The organism is Streptomyces sp. NPDC096132, assembly GCF_044763345.1.
Classification (GTDB): Bacteria; Actinomycetota; Actinomycetes; order Streptomycetales; family Streptomycetaceae; genus Streptomyces.
This window is the reverse complement of sequence record NZ_JBIWGA010000002.1, coordinates 150,877-169,300: the sequence shown is the minus strand read 5'-3', so window position 1 is coordinate 169,300 and position 18,424 is coordinate 150,877. Positions and strand designations below refer to the sequence as shown.

Genomic DNA, 18,424 nt, shown 5'->3' with positions numbered 1-18,424 from the left:
AAGGATTGAGCCATGTATGGCTCCCGACGAGGAGATGAACCGGACGGGATGGGTCGAAATCCCTCTAGGCTGAACGCCTGAGTGGTACGACGCCCTAGGAGAACCCGCCGATGTCAGACAGCTCCCCCCTGCCGCCCGTACGGCTGCAACCCGAAGCGGAGCTGGCGCGCGACGCGCTGTCCACGCCGTTGCTCTCCCGGGCCGCCCGGCTCGCCCGCTGGGCCGGCCCCGACACCCGGGTCGACGCCGGCGGCGGACTCGTCGACGAGCAGCTGCCGGACGCCGCCGAGCTGCTCGGACTGACCGGGGACGACGCGGCCGCCTACGCGAGCGAGGCCTGGCGGATCGCCGTGGACACCGGACTCGTCGTGATCGCCGACGAGGAGGCCGGCACCGTCACGGCCGGCGAGGACCTGGGCCTGCTCACCGCCGGCACCCCGCACGACGTCCTCGCCGTCTGGCTCGCCGCCCTGGAGGCCGTCATCGCCGACGCGGCCGTACCCGACCTCGACGAACTGATGGACGCCATGGACGCCGTCGGCGAGGTCGACTTCTCCCAGCTGGACTGGGACCCCGAGCGCGAGGCCGCGTTCCTCGACGGCGTGCTCGGCAACCTCTACCTGCTCACCGCCAGCGAGGACGGCCCCGGCGACAGCCCCGTCCCGCTGCCCGCGCTCGCCGCCTCCATGATCGTCCCCGGTGACATGGGCGAGCCCACCAACGACGTGCTGGAACAGGTCTCCGACGCGATGATGCGCCTCGACGACCAGTTCCGGCTCCTGGAGCCCATCGGGCTCGTCGCCTACCAGCCCGTCGACGAGGCCCTGATGGGCGACCCCGACGAGGAGCCCGCCGCCGGCCCGGTCGACGAGACCGACGTCTCCCGCTACGGCATGGTCCGCCTCACCCCGCTCGGCCTGTACGGGCTACGGGCGCGCCTGCTGGAGTCCGGCTTCCAGGCCCCGGCCGTCGGTGAACTCTCCGACAAGGGCGCCGACGCGCTCCTCGACGGCAGCGCCGGGTACGGTCCGCACGCCGCCCGCGCCGAGACCGAGCAGTGGCTCGCCCACCGTGAACCCGTCGCCGCCGCACAGGAGTTGCTCTCCGCCGCCCGCGGCTCCGACCCCGGCGCACCGCTGCGCCGGCTCCGCTGCCAGCAGGCCCTCTCGCTCGTCGGCGCGGCGGCCGAACCCGCCGTACGCGAGGTCCTCGACGACCCCGAGCTCGGCGGCCTCGCCCGCGTGTGGCTGACCGAGCTGGGCGCGACGGACGTACCGGCCCCGTCCGAGGAGCTGGTCTTCTGGCTCACCATCGACACGTTGGCCGCGCAGCTCGCCGCCGAGGGCAACTCCGAGGAGCTCCAGGCCCTCGTCGAGGGACTCGCCCAGCAGCACAGCGGCTTCTTCGCGGCGGCCTGGCGCGTCGAGCACCCCGCGACCCCGGACGTCCTGGAGGCGATGGGCCGCCTGCATCCCGACAAGCGGATCGCGAAGGAGGCCCGCAAGGCGGCCTTCAAGGCGAGGTCGCAGCAGGGCCACTGAGCGGGCACCCCCTAGGTCGTGTCCGCAAAGTCCCTCCCCCAGAGGGGGTGCCCCCAGCCCCGCGACGCCCGGCACGCTCCCCCCTCTCGGCTTCGCTCGAGCGGGAGGTACCCCCACCGCCGCACCGGGCGAACACCCGAGTACAACCAGTACGCGGGTGCCCGCCCGGCACGCCGAGAGCACGCACCGGACACCGCGGGGCCCGCCCTTCGGGCGGACGACGGGACTTTGCGGACACGACCCAGGGGCGGCCGGGGCGGCTTTGGGAAGCCGTGGCCGGATCCGTGCGGATTCATGGAACCGGGTACCCGGACGCCGCCCCCCGTTCAACTCCCGTTCAGGCATGGGCGGGACGGTGTCGCCGAACCGAGGTCCGCCACCCTCCACGGCACACCCACCGTCTCAGGAGACACCATGTCGCTCACCCGCAGGGACTTCGCCAGACAATCCGCGCTCACCGGTGCCGGGGTGGCACTGGCGGGCAGCGTCGGCGCCCTCGCCACCGCGCCGAACGCCCTCGCCTCCACGGAGACCGAGAGCGCGACGGAGGAGTCCGCGGCCGGTCACCACGGCGGCGTCGGCTACGGCCCCCTGCTTCCCGACCCCGACGGCATCCTCGCGCTGCCCGCCGGATTCAAGTACCGGATCATCACCTACAGCGGCAGGACCAAGCTGGAGTCGGGCGAGTTCACCCCCTCCAACCACGACGGCACCTCCACCTTCGACGGCCCGCGCGGCGCGACCCTCCTGGTCAACAACCACGAACTGAAGGGCCCCCGGTCGGCCTGGAAGTACCCCGTCCCGCTCACCGAGGGCCTGGTCTACGACCCGGCCGCGTCCGGCGGCTGCACGGTCGTCGAGGTGCGCCCCGGCGGCCATGTCGCCGAGTGGGTCGGCATCGCCGGTACCTCCACCAACTGCGCGGGCGGCAACACCCCTTGGGGCACCTGGCTCACCTGCGAGGAGACCGAGGACAAGGCCGGCCAGAACGGCATGACCAAGGACCACGGCTATGTCTTCGAGGTCGACCCCGAGGACCGCCGCGCCAACAAGAACCCCAAGCCCATCAAGGCGCTGGGCCGTTACGCCCACGAGGCGGTCGTCGTCGACCCCAAGCGCGGCCACCTCTACCTCACCGAGGACGCCGCCGGCCCCAACGGCCTCCTCTACCGCTGGACGCCGCCGGAGGGCTTCTGCCACGGCCGCGGCAAGCTGCGCACCCTCGCCGACGACGCCGGTGTCCTCGAGGCCTTCAAGTGCTTCGACTCCGGCGGCCAGTTCGTGGACGACCTCTCCCGCGCCACGAAGATCGGCACCGTGTACGGCGTCGACTGGGTGACCGTCCCCGACCGCGACGCGAGGACCACGCCCGTCCGCAAGCAGTTCATCGACGGCCAGGTCACCCGCGCCCGCAAGCTGGAGGGCATGTGGTGGGGCGACGGCGGCACGTACATCGTGTCCTCGTACGCCCGCGGCGAGAGCCCCGTCCAGCACGACGGCGCCGTCTGGTTCTACGACCCCAAGCGCCGCACCCTCACCCTGAAGGTCCTGCTCGGCGTGAACCCCGACCCGTCCGTCGACGGCGCCTTCGACGGCCCGGACAACATCACGGTCTCCCCGTACGGCGGCCTCGTCATCGCCGAGGACGGCGAGGGCATCCAGCACCTCTTCGGCGCCACCGACAGCGGCCGCACCTACCCGATCGCCCGCAACGACCTCAACATAGGCACCGAGGAGGACCCGGAGTACAGCGAGTTCACCGGCGTCACCTTCTCCCCCGACGGCAGGACCCTCTTCGCCAACATCCAGGACCCGGGAATCATGCTGGCGATCACGGGCCCCTGGAAGCGCCAGAAGCGCTGACGGAAAGCGGTCGTTAAATAGTTCGCGACACCCGTGCTGCGTCTCCTAGATTGAGATCACGAACAGCGCACCTCCCGGTGCGAAGGCAGCGGCTACTTCTTCCAAAGAATCCAGCGCCGCGGCCGACTTGATCTCGGGAGGCGCAGCATGCGGTGGGTGCCCGGTGCGCAGGCAACGGTTACTTCATTGGATCGGACGGTTGCGGGTTCGAGTCCCGTCATCGACTTCGGGTCGGTGTAGCTCAATCGGTAGAGCATCTGAATAAGTCCGTCGCCGACCTCTGACCTCGGGCACCCTCCCTCTGCTCCGCCTCCCTCCTGAACATCATTGAATTCGGGGGGAATTCACCATGGCGCGCTTCAACAGCCGTGCCGCCAAGGCTCAGCCGGTCTCGCCCGTGCGGACCACCGGCCGCACCGTCCGTACCCACCTGGGCGGCCGGGGCTTCGAGCGGGACGCCCGTTCCGAGCTTTTCCTGCTCGCGGTGTCCAACCTCGTCTCCCAGCAGACCTTCCACGAGTCGGGCGCCGACCGCGACGACCGCTTCGCCAAGCTCCTGCGCGAGCTCGCCGTCAGCGATCCGTCCTGGACGGCGGGCCTGCTGGGCTGGCTGCGCGGCGAGGGCAACCTCCGTACGGCCGCGATCGTCGGCGCCGCCGAGTACGTGCACGCGCGGCTGGCCGCGGGCGTGACCGACGGCCCGTCGAACCGCCGGGTCGTGGACTCGGTGCTCCAGCGCCCCGACGAGCCCGGCGAACTGCTCGCGTACTGGACGGCGACGTACGGCCGTGCCGTCCCCAAGCCCGTCAAGCGCGGCGTCGCCGACGCCGTACGGCGCCTCTACAGCGGCAGGTCGCTGCTGAAGTACGACACCGCGTCCAAGGGCTACCGCTTCGGCGACATCCTCAACCTGGTGCACGCGGCGCCGGACCCGGACAAGCCGTGGCAGGGCGAGCTGTTCCGGTACGCCCTCGACCGCCGGCACCACCCCGACACCGCCGTACCACCCGCGTCCGACCGGGTCCTGACCGCTCACCGCGAGCTGATGGCGGTGCCGGTCGAGGAGCGGCGGGCGGTGGTCCTCGCCCCCGACGGCGTGGAGCGCCTCGCGGCGGCCGGAATGACCTGGGAGGCGCTGGCGGGCTGGCTGCAGGGACCGATGGACCGGGCGGCCTGGGAGGCGGTCGTCCCGAGCATGGGCCCGATGGCAATCACCCGCAACCTGCGCAACTTCGACGAGGCCGGTGTCTGTGACGAGGTCGCGGCGCGGGTCGCGGCCCGGATCAGCGATCCGGCGGAGGTCGTACGGTCGCGGCAGTTCCCCTTCCGCTACCTCGCCGCGTACCGGCACGCGCCCTCGCTGCGCTGGTCGTACGCGCTGGAGCAGGCACTCGGCCACTCGCTGGCCAACGTGCCCGCGCTGCCCGGCCGCACGCTGGTCCTGGTCGACCGCTCGGGCTCGATGTTCTACTCCCGGCTGTCGGACCGCTCCGAGCTCACCCGGGCCGACGCGGCGGCGGTGTTCGGCGCGGCGCTCGCGCTGCGGGCGGGCGCCGCGGATCTCGTCGAGTTCGGGACCGGCAGCAACGCGATCCGGTTCCGCAAGGGCGAGTCGGTGCTGAGGCTCCTCGAGCGCTTCGGCGACCTCGGCGGCACCAACACCACCGAGGCCGTGCGCCGGCACTACCGGGGCCACGACCGCGTCCTGATCGTCACCGACGAGCAGTACGCGGCGAGCCGGCACGGCGACCCGACCGACCAGGTCCCGGCCGACGTACCGGTCTACACCTGGAACCTGGCCGGCTACCGACCGGGCCACGGCCCGTCGGGCAAGGCCAACCGGCACACCTTCGGAGGCCTCTCGGACGCGGCTTTCCGGATGGTTCCCCTGCTGGAGGCGGCCCGTGACGCGCGCTGGCCGTGGGCGGGCTGACGGTCAGTCCGGGCGGGAGACCTGGCAGTGGCTGATCCGCCAGGCGGTGGGAGGCCGCGCCTACCAGCCCGGAGGACACCGGTCGTGGCGGCCGGTCGGGGACGGGTGGACGATGACCGCACGGGGGCGCGACGCCTTGGCGAAAGGGAGCAGGGCCATGCGAGAGTTCCTGGTCGAGATCACCACCGTCCCCGAGGGCACGAGCGAGGAGGAGGTCGGCGAACGCCGACCCGCCGAAGCCGTCCGCGCCCGCGAACCGGCCGCCACCGGCAACCTGGCGGTGGGTGAACTGCTCAGCATCGGGGTCTGGCGGGCCGCCGACGAGGACGAACTCCACGAGAAGGTGTTGGGCACCCTGCCGCTGCGGCCCTGGATGACCCTCACCGTCACCCCGCTCGAGTCCCACCCCAACGACCCGGGCCGGAGCGACGGCGCACACTGACGACCTCACGCGCCGGCCGGGGCCCTCTCCGGTGCGCTCGCGCCCAGCAGCGCCAGGCAGTTCGCCCCCAGGGGGCCCAGCCGGTCGGTGTCGCTGTAGAGCTTGGCGAACATCACCTGCCCCTCCAACGGCCCGGATCGGTTCGGTCCCTGCGAGGCCCTTGCCTGCCCCTCGGACTGATATCTAACATTTCAGTTCATGGAGGCCGTGCCACGCACTCTGCTCAGGGACCGCGCCTACGCGGCGATCCGGGACGCCATCGTGACCGGGGCGATCGAGCCCGGTGCGGTGGTGCGGGACGCCGATCTCGCGGAGCGGCTCGGGCTGTCCCGGGCGCCGGTGCGGGAGGCGTTCGCGCGGCTGGTGGACGAGGGGCTGCTGGAGAGCAAGCCGCAGAGCTACACGCGGGTGACGCCGGTCGTCGCCGCCGACGTACGGGACGCGGCCGCCGTGGTCGGCGCCATGCACGAGCTGGTGACCCGGATCGCGGTGCCCCGGCTGTTCGCGGCGGACGTCGAGGGGATGCGCGCGGCCAACGAGCGGTTCGCCACCGCCGTACGGGCCGGGGACGTGGACGCCGCCCTGCGGGCCGACGACGAACTGCACGACGTCCTCGTCCGCGCCGCGGGCAACCGTGCGGCGGCCGCCACCATCGTCCGTTACACCCCCCTGATCCGGCGGCTGGAGCGACGGCGCTTCGGCGAGGGCGGCACCTGCCGCTCGGCCGGGCTGCACGGACGGCTGATCGAGGCCTGCGCCGGCGGTGACGTGGACGAGGCGGTCCGGGTCACGGCGGAGATCTGGCGCACGCTGGCCGATGTGGCCGACCTGGCCGACACCGACTGAGCCAAGGAGGCTCCATGCCGACGAAATCCCTCTCCTCGTACGAGCGTTACCCCCTCCTCTTCGGCCCCTCGCCGATCCACCCGCTGGAACGGCTCACCGCCCACCTCGGCGGGGCCGCCCTCTGGGCCAAGCGGGAGGACTGCAACTCCGGGATCGCGTACGGCGGGAACAAGACCCGCAAGCTGGAGTACCTGGTCGCCGACGCCCTCGCGCAGGGCTGCGACACGCTCGTCTCGATCGGCGGGGTGCAGTCCAACCACACCCGCCAGGTCGCCGCCGTCGCCGCCCGTGCCGGGCTGAAGTGCGTGCTGGTGCAGGAGAGCTGGGTGGAGTGGCCCGACTCCGTGTACGACAAGGTCGGCAACATCCTGATCAGCCGGCTCGCCGGGGCCGATGTGCGGCTGGTGCGGGCCGGCTTCGGGATCGGCTTCAAGGAGAGCTGGGAGCTGGCGCTCAGGGAGGTCGAGGAGTCGGGCGGCAAGCCGTACGCCATTCCGGCCGGGGCGTCCGACCATCCGTTCGGGGGGCTCGGCTTCGCCGGGTGGGCGTACGAAGTCGCCGAGCAGGAACGGGAGTCGGGGGTCTTCTTCGACACCGTGATCGTGTGCTCGGTGACCGGGTCGACCCAGGCCGGCATGGTCGCCGGGTTCGCCGCACTGGAGGAGGCCGGTGGCCGCACCCGGCGGGTGATCGGGATCGACGCCTCGGCCAAGCCCGCCGAGACCCGCGAGCAGATCGCCCGCATCGCCCACCGCACCGGACAGCTCATCGGTGTCCGGCGAGAGCTGACCGTCGACGACATCGAACTGGACGAGCGCTACCACGCCGGGGTCTACGGCGTCCCGGACGACACGACCCTGGAGGCGATGCGACTGGCCGCCCGGACCGAGGGCATGGTCACCGACCCCGTCTACGAGGGCAAGTCGATGGCCGGCCTCATCGACCTGGTCACCCGCGGCGAGATCACCCCCGACTCCACCGTCCTGTACGCCCACCTGGGCGGCCAGCCGGCACTGAACGCGTACAGCGCCCTGTTCTGACGTCCCGGCCGGCCGCGGTCAGCGGGAGGTGAGGAGGGTTTCGGACTCGACCCGGGTGAGCTTCTCGGGGTTGCGGACGTAGTAGAGGCCGGTGACGCGGGCGTTCTCCACGCGGAAGGCCAGCACACCGTCGATCACGCCGTCCACACGCAGGATGAGTCCGGGGTTTCCGTTGACCGTCGTGGGCTCACTGGTGAAGGTGCCGCCGGCCTTGGCGAGACTGCCGATCATGTATCGGAGCACCTTGTCGGCGCCGGCGACCGGCCGCAGGGCCGCCGGCTTGAGGCCGCCGCCGTCGCTGACGAAGACGACGTCCGGGGCGAGTACGTCGAGCAGCCCCTGCAGGTCCCCGGTCGCGAGCGCGGACTGGAACGAATCCAGCGCTGCCCGGGTCTCTTCCGGGGAGACCGAGGTACGCGGCCGGCGGGCGTCGACGTGCCGGCGGGCGCGGTAGGAGATCTGGCGTACGGCGGCAGGGCTCTTGTCGATCGCGGCCGCGATGTCGTCGTAGCCGATGTCGAAGACCTCGCGCAGCACGAAGACGGCGCGTTCGGTCGGGGAGAGGGTTTCGAGGATGAACATGAGGGCCAGCGACAGGTTCTCGGACAGTTCGACGTCCTCGGCCACGTCCGGCGCGGTGAGCAGGGGCTCGGGCAGCCAGGGGCCGACGTAGGCCTCCTTGCGCCGATTGAGGGTGCGCAGCCGGTTGAGTGCTTGCCGGGTCGTGATCCTCACCAGGTAGGCACGCTGGTCCCGCACCTGCTCCAGGTCGACCTCGACCCACCGCAGCCAGGCCTCCTGGAGGACGTCCTCGGCGTCCGCCGCGGATCCGAGCATCTCGTACGCGACGGTGAACAGCAGGTCGCGGTGGGCGACGAAGGCCTCGGTCGCGGGGTCGGTGCCGTGGTCGTTCATGTCGTGCGCTTCACTTTCTCGTGGTCGGCCCCAAGGGCCGGAGGCAGGCCGTGGAGCAGGTTCCCGGTCCGGTGGCGGGTCAGCCGGCCTTGCGTGCCCCGGACACCAACTTGTTGAGGGTGAACACGCAGGCGATCTCCTTGACGCCGGCACCGGTCCGCCCGCTGATGCTGAGCGCGTTCACCTTGTCGTTCGGGTAGGAGAACTGGGTGACGCCCCCCTTCCGGCCGAGGCTGAGGCACTGCCCGGCGAAGAACATCCGGACGGGAGAGGCTTTCTTCCCCTCGATCCGGCGCAGGATCGTGGCGGCGGCCGCCGGGCCCAGCTGCGTGGCGGCCTGGCAGCTCAGCCGGAACGGGTGGTCCGGCATCACTCCCGCGTCCCCAGCGGCGATGATGCGCTCGTCGTCCACACTGGTCAGCGTCGTGTCGGTGACCAGACGGCCTTCGGCGTCGGTGCGCAGCCCGCTGCGGGCGGCCAGGTCCGGGATACGGAATCCCGCGGTCCAGACCGTCACCGCGCTGGGCAGTTCGCGGCCGTCGTCGAGCCGTACGCCGTCGCGTGTCACTTCCGCCACCTGCGCACCGGGTCCCTCGATGAGGGTCACACCCAGCTTGGCGAGCCGGCGGGCGACCGGACGGCGGACTCGGGGATGCAGGGAGGGGCCGAGCACCTTGCCGCAGACCAGGGTGACCTTGCGGCCCACCTCCGCCAGCTCGGCGGCGGTTTCCAGGCCGGTCGGGCCGGCCCCGACCACGGTCACCGGAGCCGACGCGGGCGTCGCGTCCAGCGCCGACCGCAGTCGCTCCGCCCCCTCGAGGTCCGACACCGAATGAGCGAACTCCGCCGCTCCGGGGACGCCGGGATCAGCGGCGCCGCTGCCCACCGCGTAGACGAGGTAGTCGTAGGAGACGGTGCCACCGCCCGCCAGCGACACCTGGCGCTCGGCGGCGTCGATCCGGGTCGCGGTGTCGACCACCAGCCGGACGTTCCCGCCCATGACCCTGTCGAAGCTCTCGACCGCGTCATCGGAGCCGGTCACGAGCTGGTGCAGGCGGATCCGCTCGACGAAGTCGGGACGCGGATTGACCAGGGTCACCGACACGCCGTCGCGCCGAGCCAGGCGGTTGGCCGCCGTCACGCCCCCGTACCCGCCGCCGACCACGACCACCTTCACGTTCCCGTTCATCACGTCTCCCTCGTGTTGTGCACTCGGCATGGAGACACCGGCCGCGCGGTCGTTGTAACAGCCTGCGGGTGAGACGTGGCGCACATCGGTTGCGGCGTCCAAGGAGCGGTCCGGGGTGGCCAGGGGGTGCTTGCTCCCTGTCTGGTGTCCCCGCGTGAAGTGGTGGAGCATGCGGACAGCACGACGTAGCCCGCAGAAGACAAGCGCAGTAAGCGGGGATGGTCTCCGTTTAGTGCTGGACAAAATGCGGAGAGAGTCCCCGGTTCGCAAGGAGTAACTGGATGACGCAGGTCAGACCCATGCGCGCGGACGCTCGCCGCAACTACGAGCGCTTGCTGAAGGCGGCTGCGGAGGCCTTCGCCGAGCATGGGGAGGGTGCCTCCCTGGACGACATCGCCAAGCGGGCGGGGGTCGGCTCCGGCACGCTGTACCGGCACTTCCCCACGCGGCAGGCGCTCCTGGAGGCGGCGTACGTCGACCGGGTCGAGGCGCTGGCGGTGCGGGCCGACGAGCTGGCGGAGGAGCTGCCGGCGGGGGAGGCGCTGGTGGAGTGGCTCAACGAGCTGTGCGTCGGCACGATCGAGGTGCGGGGGATGAAGGCCCTGTTGGGGTCTGCCGTCACGGACGGGAGTGTGGCGGCGGTGACCGCGTGTGGGACGAGTGTGAAGGGGGCGGCGACTCGACTGGTGTCGGCGGCGCAGGGGGCGGGGGTGTTGCGGGGGGACGTCGATGCCATCGATGTGCTGCGGCTGGCGCACGGGGTGGCCACGGCGTCGGAGTTGGCGAAGGGGGACGGGGCTTTGATCCGGCGGTATGTGGGGTTGCTGGTGGAGGGGTTGGGGGCGTAGGGGCTGGTTTTCCGGGTGCCCGGGGTGGGCGCTGGGCGGGGGTGCGTTCCGCTCACCCGCGCTTGCGGGGTGCCGCTGCGCCCACCCTCCCCCACTCTCGGCTTCGATCGAGCGGGGGGACCCCCATCGCCCCAGCGGCACGACTGCCCGCAGCTAGGGGGGGACGAGAGCCGCTGCCGGGTTCGGTCGGCGTGACTGCAACCCCCTAGGGGCGCGGGGAACTGCGCGACCAGCCCACCACGACCCGCACCCGGCCGCGACGCCCCCGAACCAGGACGCCCCCGAACAGCGCCCCCGCTACAGCGCCTGTGCTGCCGGCTGCACCATGTTGCGTACCGTGCGTGCCTTGACGAAGTCGCCCATTGCCGTCATTTCCCATTCGCCGGAGAACTGGCGGATCAGCTTGGCCATCATCACGCCCGTCTGGGGTTCGGCGTTGGTGAGGTCGAAGCGGACGAGTTCCTCGCCGGTGGCGGCGTCCAGGAGGCGGCAGTAGGCCTTGGCGACCTCCGTGAACTTCTGGCCGGAGAAGGAGTTGACGGTGAAGACGAGGCCGGTGACCTCCTGGGGGAGCCGGCCCAGGTCGACGACGATCACCTCGTCGTCGCCGCCGCCCTCGCCGGTGAGGTTGTCACCGGAGTGCTTGATCGCGCCGTTCACGATGGACAGCTTGCCGAAGTAGCAGCTGTCGACGTGGTTGCGCTGGGGGCCGTAGGCGATGACGGACGCGTCCAGGTCGATGTCCTTGCCGCGGTACGCGGGCTCCCAGCCGAGGCCCATCTTGACCGCCGAGAGCAGCGGGCGGCCGCCCTTGACGAGGGAGACGGTCTGGTTCTTCTGGAGGCTGACGCGGCCCTTGTCCAGGTTGATCTTCCCGGCGCCGGGGGCCGGCGGGGGCGGAGTCCGGGGCATCGGCGGGGCCGGCGGGGTGACCGGTGCCTGTGCCGTGGGCGTCGGGGGAGCCACCGGCTGGGCCGGTGCCGCGGGCGCCGCCGGTTCCTCCACCGTCACGCCGAAGTCGGTGGCGATGCCGGCCAGGCCGTTGGCGTACCCCTGGCCCACCGCCCGGGCCTTCCACGCGCCGTTGCGCAGATAGATCTCCACGACCACCAGTGCCGTCTCGGTGCCGAGCTGCGGGGGCGTGAAGGTGGCGAGGACGCTGTTGTCGTCCGCGTTGCGGAGGGTGGCCGTCGGTTCGATGCCCTGGAACGTCTGGCCCGCGGCGTCCGGGCTCGCGGTGACGACGATCTTCTCGATGCCGGGCGGGACCGCGGCCGTGTCGACGGTGATCGCGTCGGGCGACGTACCGCCGCCGGAGCGGTACGTCACACCCGGGCCGACGGGTTGGTTGTAGAAGATGAAGTCGTCGTCGGAGCGCACCTTGCCGTCGGCGGTGAGCAGCAGGCCCGATACGTCGAGCCGCACCGGTGCGGCGACGTCCACCGTCACGCGCACGGTGGGAAGAGGGATGTTCGAGCCGGGGGTCATAGCTGTCATGCCCCGTGAACGAACGAGACCACTTTGCCGTTCCCTTACCGAGCCCGAACGGCCCTGCCCGCCCCCCGCCGTGCGCGGCGGCGCCGTCAGCCGGCTCCGAGGGCCGTGGCCAGCTGTACCGCGGCGGTGCCGGCGGCAGCCGCGCCGCCCACCGAACCCGTGATCCGGTCCAGCAGATCGAGGATCCGGCCCCGGTCCGCCCGGCCGGCCGCCAGCTCGGCGTCGACGTCGGAGGCCTCGGCGGCGAGTGTCCTTCCCGCCTCGGTGGTCTCGTCCGCGGCCGGGGACGCGGCCAGCAGTTCCTGGAGGAGCGAGCGCAGCTGCTGGAGGTCCGAGCCGTGGTGGTTGATCACTCCGCCCGGACCGAGGATGCTGTTGCTGACGCTGCCGATCCGATAGCTGAACGAGTCGGCCGGCCGGGGCGGCCGCGACGCGGGGTCAGTCGGTGTGGCCGGGAGGCTGTTCGGTTCCCGGTCCTGTGGGTCGCTGGTGCTTGGGTTGTCCTGACTCGTCATTGATCACCTTTCCGTTCGGACCGAGGTTGGACTTCTCGACCCGGTGGATCTGATAGGTGGTGTTGTTGAAGATCTGGTCGCGGCGGGTGCGGAACTCCGACGTGTCGACCTGCCGCTCGGTGAGGAACTTCTCCAGGCAGTCGATCACGCTGCGCTGCATCCGCTGCAGGCAGTCCTGGGCGTCGTTCGCCTCGAAGTAGCTGGCCAGGAGGGGCCGCGCGGCCCACTCCCGCAGGCTGGTCTCGGCGCCGAAGTCGTGGATCCGGCGTCCCAGGGCGGCGCTGCGCTCGATCTCGTCGGTCTGCTCCTTCCACACCCCCTCGCTCCTGGCCCGGCCCGTCCTCGGTTCCCGGGCGTCGCCGTCCGCGCCGTCGTCGGTGCCGGAGGTGTCCTGCCGGGGCTCCCAGGAGCCGCGGGTGAGATAGCGCTCGAGGAGTTGGTCGGCGATCTGGTCGCAGGCGGATTCCGGGGAGCTGCCGGGACGGGGATCGAGATGGGCGTCGAAGTGGTCCTGGAAGGGGTCGTCGAGCTGTACGCGCCAGGGGTCCAGGTCGGCCAGCACATAGGCGGCGATCTCCAGGGAGAGCATGTTGCCCTCGCGGGAGACACGGACGAACATCGACACGACCAGCCGTCCGCCGTCGAACCGTCGCTGCAGGCACACGTACGTGCGGGCCCGCCCGGTCGGGCGGTCGACGCCCGCTTCGAGCCACTGGGGCGACACCCGGCACGGCGGCGGCTCCTCGCGGTTCTCCCACGGGCCGCGCGCCGTGGCGGCGATCACGTCCCCCCGGATGTGCAGACGCTGCCCGACGATCACCGAGTCCAGGCCCCGGGACGGTAGCTCCGCCACCAACCGGTCGTGGACGTCGTGGGCGGCGAAGGGCAGTGGTTCCACCTCGCGCGAGGTACCCCGGCTGATGTCGACGGGTGCCATCACCACGTGCTCGACGGGAAAGCCGCTGCCGATGAACGGGGTCGCGGAACGCGCGGAGAAGACGACCAGGTTGGCGTTCTGGATCTCCTCGATGCGCTTCTCGTCCGCCGCGTCCTGCTCCGGCGCGCAGGTCAGCGGTGCGATGTCGGGCCGCCGCAGCTTTGTCGCCGTCGCGAGGGTGTCCCGTACCGTGGCGCGCACGACCCTGCCCCCGTGGACGACCGCCGCCGCGCCGGCGACGACGGCCGCGGCGCACGACCAGAGCCACTGCGGCGAGAGGTACAGCGGCGCCGTGACACCGAACACGGCCACCGCGAGCGACAGCCCCAGCACCACCCGCACCACGTCCAGGGCCCGTGCCGCGTCCCGCCGGCGATCGCGCGCGAGACACGCGTGGCGCCATACGGCGACCATGTCGACCCCGAACGAGGGGCACCCGGCCTCGAGACCGGCCGGCAGCGTGTTCTCGCAGACCTCGTCCCGGAACTTCTGGTTGAGATGGACGGCGAGGCACAGGGCCCGGGTGGCCGAGTCCTCCGCCGCCTCCGGCAGGCACAGCTCCTCGTCGGAGACCCCGGCCGATCCCGCCCCCTGTCCGGAGGCTTCCTTCTGAAACGCCACACCCGCTCCCTTCGGTCGCGAGTACGTTCGTCATATGAGCGCAGTCGAACTTCCCACCGCGGATTCGGCCCAAGCCGGACGACCGGAACTGGTCGATATCCGCTGGAAGGGAGCGTCACACGCCCACAGAAGGACGGTGTGCTGACAGGTCGTCGGCTGTTTCAGACCCTGACGACCTGTGGTCCCAGCAGGGAGTAGCGGTGGGCCTCCGCTGCCGGCAGCAGTGTGCTCGTCACGATCGTCTCCAGGGCGCCGACATCGGCGAACCGGCAGAAGCTGACCGCCCCGAACTTGGTGTGCACGCCCGCGAAGACCACCCGTCGTGCCGCCCTCATGGCCTGCGCCTTGACCTCTCCGACGGCCGGGTCGGGTGTGGTCAGCCCGTGTTCGCGGGAGATGCCGTTGGCGCCGATGTAGGCGAGGTCGACGACGAAGCCGGCCAGCATCTTCGTCGTCCAGTGGTCGACGGTCGCGAGGGTGCCGGGCCGGACCCGGCCGCCGAGGAGCAGTACGGAGGTGTTCGCGGCCTCGGCGAGCGTGCCCGCGACCGGCAGGGACGCGGTGACCACGGTCAGTGGCCGGTCCCCGGGCAGGGCCTCGGCGATGAGCTGCGGGGTGAAGCCCTCGTCGACGAAGACCGTCTCGGCGTCCCCGAGCAGCCCGGCCGCGGCGGCCGCGATCCTGCGCTTCTCGGGCACACGGCTGGTGGCGCGGAAGGCGAGCGTCGTCTCGAAACCGGGGCTCTCGACGGGGTAGGCGCCGCCGTGGGTGCGGCGCACCAGGCCGTGGTCCTCCAGGGCGCGCAGATCCCGCCGTACGGTCTCCTTGGCCACGCCCAGTTCGGTGGCGAGCGCGGCGACGTCGACCGAGCCGGCGGCACGGGCGGCGCGCACGATCTCCCGCTGGCGGTCTTCCGCGGTGCCGCTCATGGTGTCACCCGCCTTCCTGCGCCGTGCTGCCCGTTCGGGCGCCATGGAGGAAGTTCTACAGCGGGTGGGTGCCGGTGAACAGGTCCGTTGCGGGGGTGATGGTGCCGGAGCATGCCCGTTCGGGCGGGGTGCCCCTGGAGTGGCGCTGCCGCGCCACATCGGGCCTGCCCGAATGTCAGTACGGCCAGATCGGCGGGTCGCTCACGAAGTGGCCGCCCAGGTACGCGTGCGCGATGTTCTCCGGGTCCAGCTCGCCCTGCTCGGCGATCAGCTTCTCGGCGTACGGCTCGGAGTCGTCCTGCGGCTCGTAGCCCAGCGCCCGTGCGGAGGTGAGGTCCCACCACAGGCGGGTGTTGGCGGAGGAACCGTAGACGATCGTGTGGCCGACGTTCTCGGCGGTCAGGGCCGCGTGGAAGAGGCGGGCGCCGTCGGCCGGGCTCATCCACACCGACAGCATGCGCACGCCGGTGGGCTCGGCGAAGCAGGAGCCGATGCGCACCGACACGGTCTCCAGGCCGTGCCTGTCCCAGTAGAGCTGGGCGAGGTCCTCGCCGAAGGACTTGGACAGGCCGTAGAAGGTGTCCGGGCGGTGCGGGGTGTCGACCGGGATCAGGGGGTCGTCGCCCCGCGGGCGGGGGGTGAAACCGACGGCGTGGTTGGAGGAGGCGAAGACGATCCGCCCGACGCCCTCCTCGCGGGCGGCCTCGTACAGGTTGTAGGTCCCCTCGATGTTCGCCTTGAGGATCTTCTCGAAGGGGGCTTCCAGGGAGATGCCCGCGAGGTGGATGATCGCGTCGACGCCCCGGACGGCCTCCCGCAGGGCTGCCCGGTCGGCGAGGTCGGCGACGATCGCGTCCGGCTCGCCCTCGATCGGGCGCAGGTCCAGGAGGCGCAGCTCGTAGCCGTGGGCGGGGAGCAGGTCCCGCATCAGGGTGCCGAGACCGCCGGCGGCGCCGGTGAGCAGGACGGTGCGGGGCGCTGGCATCCTCGGTTCTCCTTGAGTCGCAGGCTGCATGAGGGCACGGCATTCACATTCGTGGACAAGTTAAGGATCACTGCCCCGCACGGTCAAGGGTGGCGCGAGCTATGTTCATAAACATAAACTCCAATCAGAAGCGTGCACATCTCGGCACTACTCCCAGGGAGAGCCCGTGACGCCTGCCGACCTGGCCACTCGACTCGGCATCCCCAGCGGACCGCTGTTCTTCCCCGTCACGGCCTACGGCCCCGACGGCGCCGTCGACCTCGACGTCTACCGCGCGCATGTGCGCCGGGGAGTGGAGGCAGGCGCGGCGGCCGTCTTCGCCTGCTGCGGCACGGGGGAGTTCCACGCGCTCACCCCGGAGGAGTTCGAGGCCTGCGTCCGGGCGGCCGTCGAGGAGACCGGCGGACGGGTGCCGGTCGTCGCGGGCGCCGGGTACGGGACCGCCCTCGCCGTGCGCTACGCGAGGCTCGCCGAGGCCGCCGGCGCCGACGGGCTGCTCGCCCTGCCCCCCTACCTCGTCGCCGCCGCCCAGGAGGGCCTGCTGCGGCACTACCGGGAGGTCGCGGCCGCCACGGCGCTCCCCGTGATCGTCTACCAGCGCGACAACGCCGTCTTCACCCCGCAGACCGTCGTCGAACTCGCCCGCACCGACGGGATCATCGGCCTCAAGGACGGCCTCGGCGACCTCGACCTGATGCAGCGGATCGTCAGCGCCGTCCGCACCGAGGTCCCCGGCGACTTCCTCTACTTCAACGGCCTGCCGACCGCCGAGCAGACCCAGCTCGCCTACCGCGCCCTCGGCGTCACCCTCTACTCCTCCGCCGTGTTCTGCTTCGCCCCCGAGATCGCCCTCGCCTTCCACCGCGCGCTCACCACCGGCGACAGGACGACCGTCCACCGCCTGCTCGACGGCTTCTACCGCCCCTTCGTCGAGCTGCGCGCCCAGGGCCGCGGCTACGCCGTCTCCCTCGTCAAGGCGGGCGTCCGGCTGCGCGGCCTCGACGTGGGCGAAGTCCGCCCGCCGCTGCACGAGCCGAGCGAGGATCATCTCAAGCGGCTCGCCCAGGTGATCGAGCGCGGACACGCGCTCCTGGAGGAGGACACCACCAAGTGAAGGCGTCAACGTTCGTCTACCCCTGGGACGTCAACGGCGACCCGGCGGCCCCGGCCCGCATCGCCTCCCTCGGCGTGGAGCAGGTGACCCTGGCCGCCGCCTACCACTCCACCCGCGCCCTCACCCCCCGCCACCCGCGCCACCGCATCGTCACCGCCGAGCACGCGGCCGTGCTGTACCCGGCGGACGCCCGCTGGGAGGGCCGGGAACTGCGCCCGTACGCGGCCGGCGACTGGGCCCCCGGCGACGCCTACGGAGAGGCCGCCGAGGCCCTCGCGGCCGCCGGCCTGGAGGTGCACACCTGGGTGGTCCTCGCCCACAACTCCCGCCTGGGCGCCGAGCACCCGGACACCTCCGTCGTCAACGCCTACGGCGACCGCTACCCCTGGGCGCCCTGCATCGCCCAGCCCGCCACACGCGCGTACCTCGTCGACCTCGCCGCCGAGGCCGCCGTACGCCCCGGAGCGCACGGCACCGAACTGGAGTCCCTCGGCTGGTACGGCCTGCAGCATCTGCACGCCCACGACAAGACCGCCGGGGTCGGCCTCGGCGACGCGGGCCAGTACCTGATGGCGCTCTGCTTCTGCCCCGCCTGCCGGGCCGGCTACGGCGCACAGGGCCTGGACGCCGACGCCCTCGCCGCCGCCGTACGGGAGGCGCTGGAGCCGCTGTGGCAGGGGGCGCCGGACGACGGAGGCTGGGCGGGCGTGGAGAAGCTGCTGGGGGAGGAGACGGCCGCGGCCACGCGCGCGTGGCGCGACGACACCGCCCGCACCCTCCAGGAGACGGCCGTCGCCGCCGTCCGCGCCGCGGCCCCCGACGGCTTCCAGGTGCTGCTGCACGCCGACCCCGTGACCCATCACGTCGGCGCCAACGCGGGGGTCGACCCGGCGCACATCCTGTCCGTCGCGGACGGCGTCGTGGTGCCCTGCGCGGGCGGACCGGCCCTGCTGGCCCCCTTCGCCGAGCAGGGCCGGGCGGACGCGGTGATCGCCGCCAACTTCGGCGTCGTCTCCGGCATGGGCGGCAGCCCGGACACGCTCGCGGCCGACGCGGCACGCGCGCGGGAACTCGGGGCGACGGAGATCCGGCTGTATCACGCGGGCCTGGCCTCCGACGCGGACCTGGCGGCCGTACGGGAGGCACTGGCGGCCCGCTGAACCGCGCGGGACGCGACCGCGCGCGACGAGTCGGCCGGCGTGCGATGAG

The 18,424-nt window shown here is 72.1% G+C and carries 16 protein-coding genes and 1 pseudogene; 9 read left to right on the top strand and 8 right to left on the bottom strand.

Annotation, left to right across the window (positions count from 1 at the left end):
- Positions 1–110 precede the first annotated feature (110 nt).
- The 4 genes from ACIRF9_RS05150 (at position 111) to ACIRF9_RS05135 (ending at position 5,779) form a co-directional block, all read left to right on the top strand.
- Positions 111–1,541 (top strand): hypothetical protein, encoded by a 1,431-nt coding sequence (locus tag ACIRF9_RS05150; protein WP_403816559.1) that lies wholly within the window; start codon positions 111–113, stop codon positions 1,539–1,541.
- Positions 1,542–1,955: 414 nt separating this feature from the next.
- Entirely contained in the window at positions 1,956–3,404 is a 1,449-nt protein-coding gene (locus tag ACIRF9_RS05145) for an alkaline phosphatase PhoX (RefSeq protein WP_403816557.1), read from the top strand.
- A 349-nt stretch (positions 3,405–3,753) separates the two neighbouring features.
- On the top strand, positions 3,754–5,337 hold the full coding sequence (locus ACIRF9_RS05140) for a TROVE domain-containing protein (RefSeq protein WP_403816554.1): 1,584 nt from the start codon (positions 3,754–3,756) through the stop codon (positions 5,335–5,337).
- A gap of 157 nt (positions 5,338–5,494) precedes the next feature.
- The gene (locus ACIRF9_RS05135) at positions 5,495–5,779 is read left to right on the top strand and encodes a muconolactone Delta-isomerase family protein (RefSeq protein ID WP_403816551.1); all 285 of its coding nucleotides are present in this window, start codon (positions 5,495–5,497) and stop codon (positions 5,777–5,779) included.
- 5 nt (positions 5,780–5,784) lie between these two features.
- Here ACIRF9_RS05135 and ACIRF9_RS05130 read toward each other — a convergent pair.
- Positions 5,785–5,907, bottom strand: a pseudogene (locus tag ACIRF9_RS05130) (TetR/AcrR family transcriptional regulator); the annotation flags it as partial.
- A gap of 70 nt (positions 5,908–5,977) precedes the next feature.
- On the opposite strand from ACIRF9_RS05130, the gene ACIRF9_RS05125 reads away from it, so the two are divergent.
- On the top strand, positions 5,978–6,625 hold the full coding sequence (locus tag ACIRF9_RS05125; protein ID WP_403816548.1) for a GntR family transcriptional regulator: 648 nt from the start codon (positions 5,978–5,980) through the stop codon (positions 6,623–6,625).
- 14 nt (positions 6,626–6,639) lie between these two features.
- On the top strand, positions 6,640–7,665 hold the full coding sequence (locus ACIRF9_RS05120) for a 1-aminocyclopropane-1-carboxylate deaminase (RefSeq protein ID WP_403816545.1): 1,026 nt from the start codon (positions 6,640–6,642) through the stop codon (positions 7,663–7,665).
- A gap of 18 nt (positions 7,666–7,683) precedes the next feature.
- On the opposite strand, the gene ACIRF9_RS05115 is transcribed toward ACIRF9_RS05120, so the two are convergent.
- Together ACIRF9_RS05115 and ACIRF9_RS05110 are read right to left on the bottom strand one after the other, a co-directional pair.
- Positions 7,684–8,580, bottom strand: a complete 897-nt coding sequence (locus tag ACIRF9_RS05115; protein WP_403816542.1) for an RNA polymerase sigma-70 factor — start codon at positions 8,578–8,580, stop codon at positions 7,684–7,686.
- A 79-nt stretch (positions 8,581–8,659) separates the two neighbouring features.
- Positions 8,660–9,769, bottom strand: a complete 1,110-nt coding sequence (locus ACIRF9_RS05110; protein WP_403816539.1) for an NAD(P)/FAD-dependent oxidoreductase — start codon at positions 9,767–9,769, stop codon at positions 8,660–8,662.
- A 281-nt stretch (positions 9,770–10,050) separates the two neighbouring features.
- On the opposite strand from ACIRF9_RS05110, the gene ACIRF9_RS05105 reads away from it, so the two are divergent.
- Positions 10,051–10,617 (top strand): TetR/AcrR family transcriptional regulator, encoded by a 567-nt coding sequence (locus tag ACIRF9_RS05105; RefSeq protein ID WP_403816536.1) that lies wholly within the window; start codon positions 10,051–10,053, stop codon positions 10,615–10,617.
- Between the two features lie 297 nt (positions 10,618–10,914).
- On the opposite strand, the gene ACIRF9_RS05100 is transcribed toward ACIRF9_RS05105, so the two are convergent.
- The 5 genes from ACIRF9_RS05100 to ACIRF9_RS05080 form a co-directional block, all read right to left on the bottom strand.
- Positions 10,915–12,105, bottom strand: a complete 1,191-nt coding sequence (locus ACIRF9_RS05100) for a TerD family protein (protein WP_403817921.1) — start codon at positions 12,103–12,105, stop codon at positions 10,915–10,917.
- 95 nt (positions 12,106–12,200) lie between these two features.
- Complete coding sequence (locus tag ACIRF9_RS05095; RefSeq protein WP_403816533.1) at positions 12,201–12,467, bottom strand: hypothetical protein; 267 nt, start codon at positions 12,465–12,467, stop codon at positions 12,201–12,203.
- 85 nt (positions 12,468–12,552) lie between these two features.
- Entirely contained in the window at positions 12,553–14,187 is a 1,635-nt protein-coding gene (locus ACIRF9_RS05090; protein WP_403816531.1) for a hypothetical protein, read from the bottom strand.
- A gap of 161 nt (positions 14,188–14,348) precedes the next feature.
- Complete coding sequence (locus tag ACIRF9_RS05085; protein ID WP_403816528.1) at positions 14,349–15,116, bottom strand: DeoR/GlpR family DNA-binding transcription regulator; 768 nt, start codon at positions 15,114–15,116, stop codon at positions 14,349–14,351.
- Between the two features lie 175 nt (positions 15,117–15,291).
- The gene (locus tag ACIRF9_RS05080; protein ID WP_403816525.1) at positions 15,292–16,101 is read right to left on the bottom strand and encodes an NAD-dependent epimerase/dehydratase family protein; all 810 of its coding nucleotides are present in this window, start codon (positions 16,099–16,101) and stop codon (positions 15,292–15,294) included.
- Between the two features lie 166 nt (positions 16,102–16,267).
- On the opposite strand from ACIRF9_RS05080, the gene ACIRF9_RS05075 reads away from it, so the two are divergent.
- Together ACIRF9_RS05075 and ACIRF9_RS05070 are read left to right on the top strand one after the other, a co-directional pair.
- Positions 16,268–17,215: a 5-dehydro-4-deoxyglucarate dehydratase gene (locus ACIRF9_RS05075; protein ID WP_403816522.1), complete on the top strand. Its 948-nt coding sequence runs from the start codon at positions 16,268–16,270 to the stop codon at positions 17,213–17,215.
- Positions 17,212–18,375, top strand: coding sequence for a hypothetical protein (locus ACIRF9_RS05070; RefSeq protein ID WP_403816519.1), 1,164 nt, complete (start codon positions 17,212–17,214; stop codon positions 18,373–18,375). Before ACIRF9_RS05075 ends, ACIRF9_RS05070 begins: the two co-directional genes overlap by 4 nt.
- Positions 18,376–18,424 lie beyond the last annotated feature (49 nt).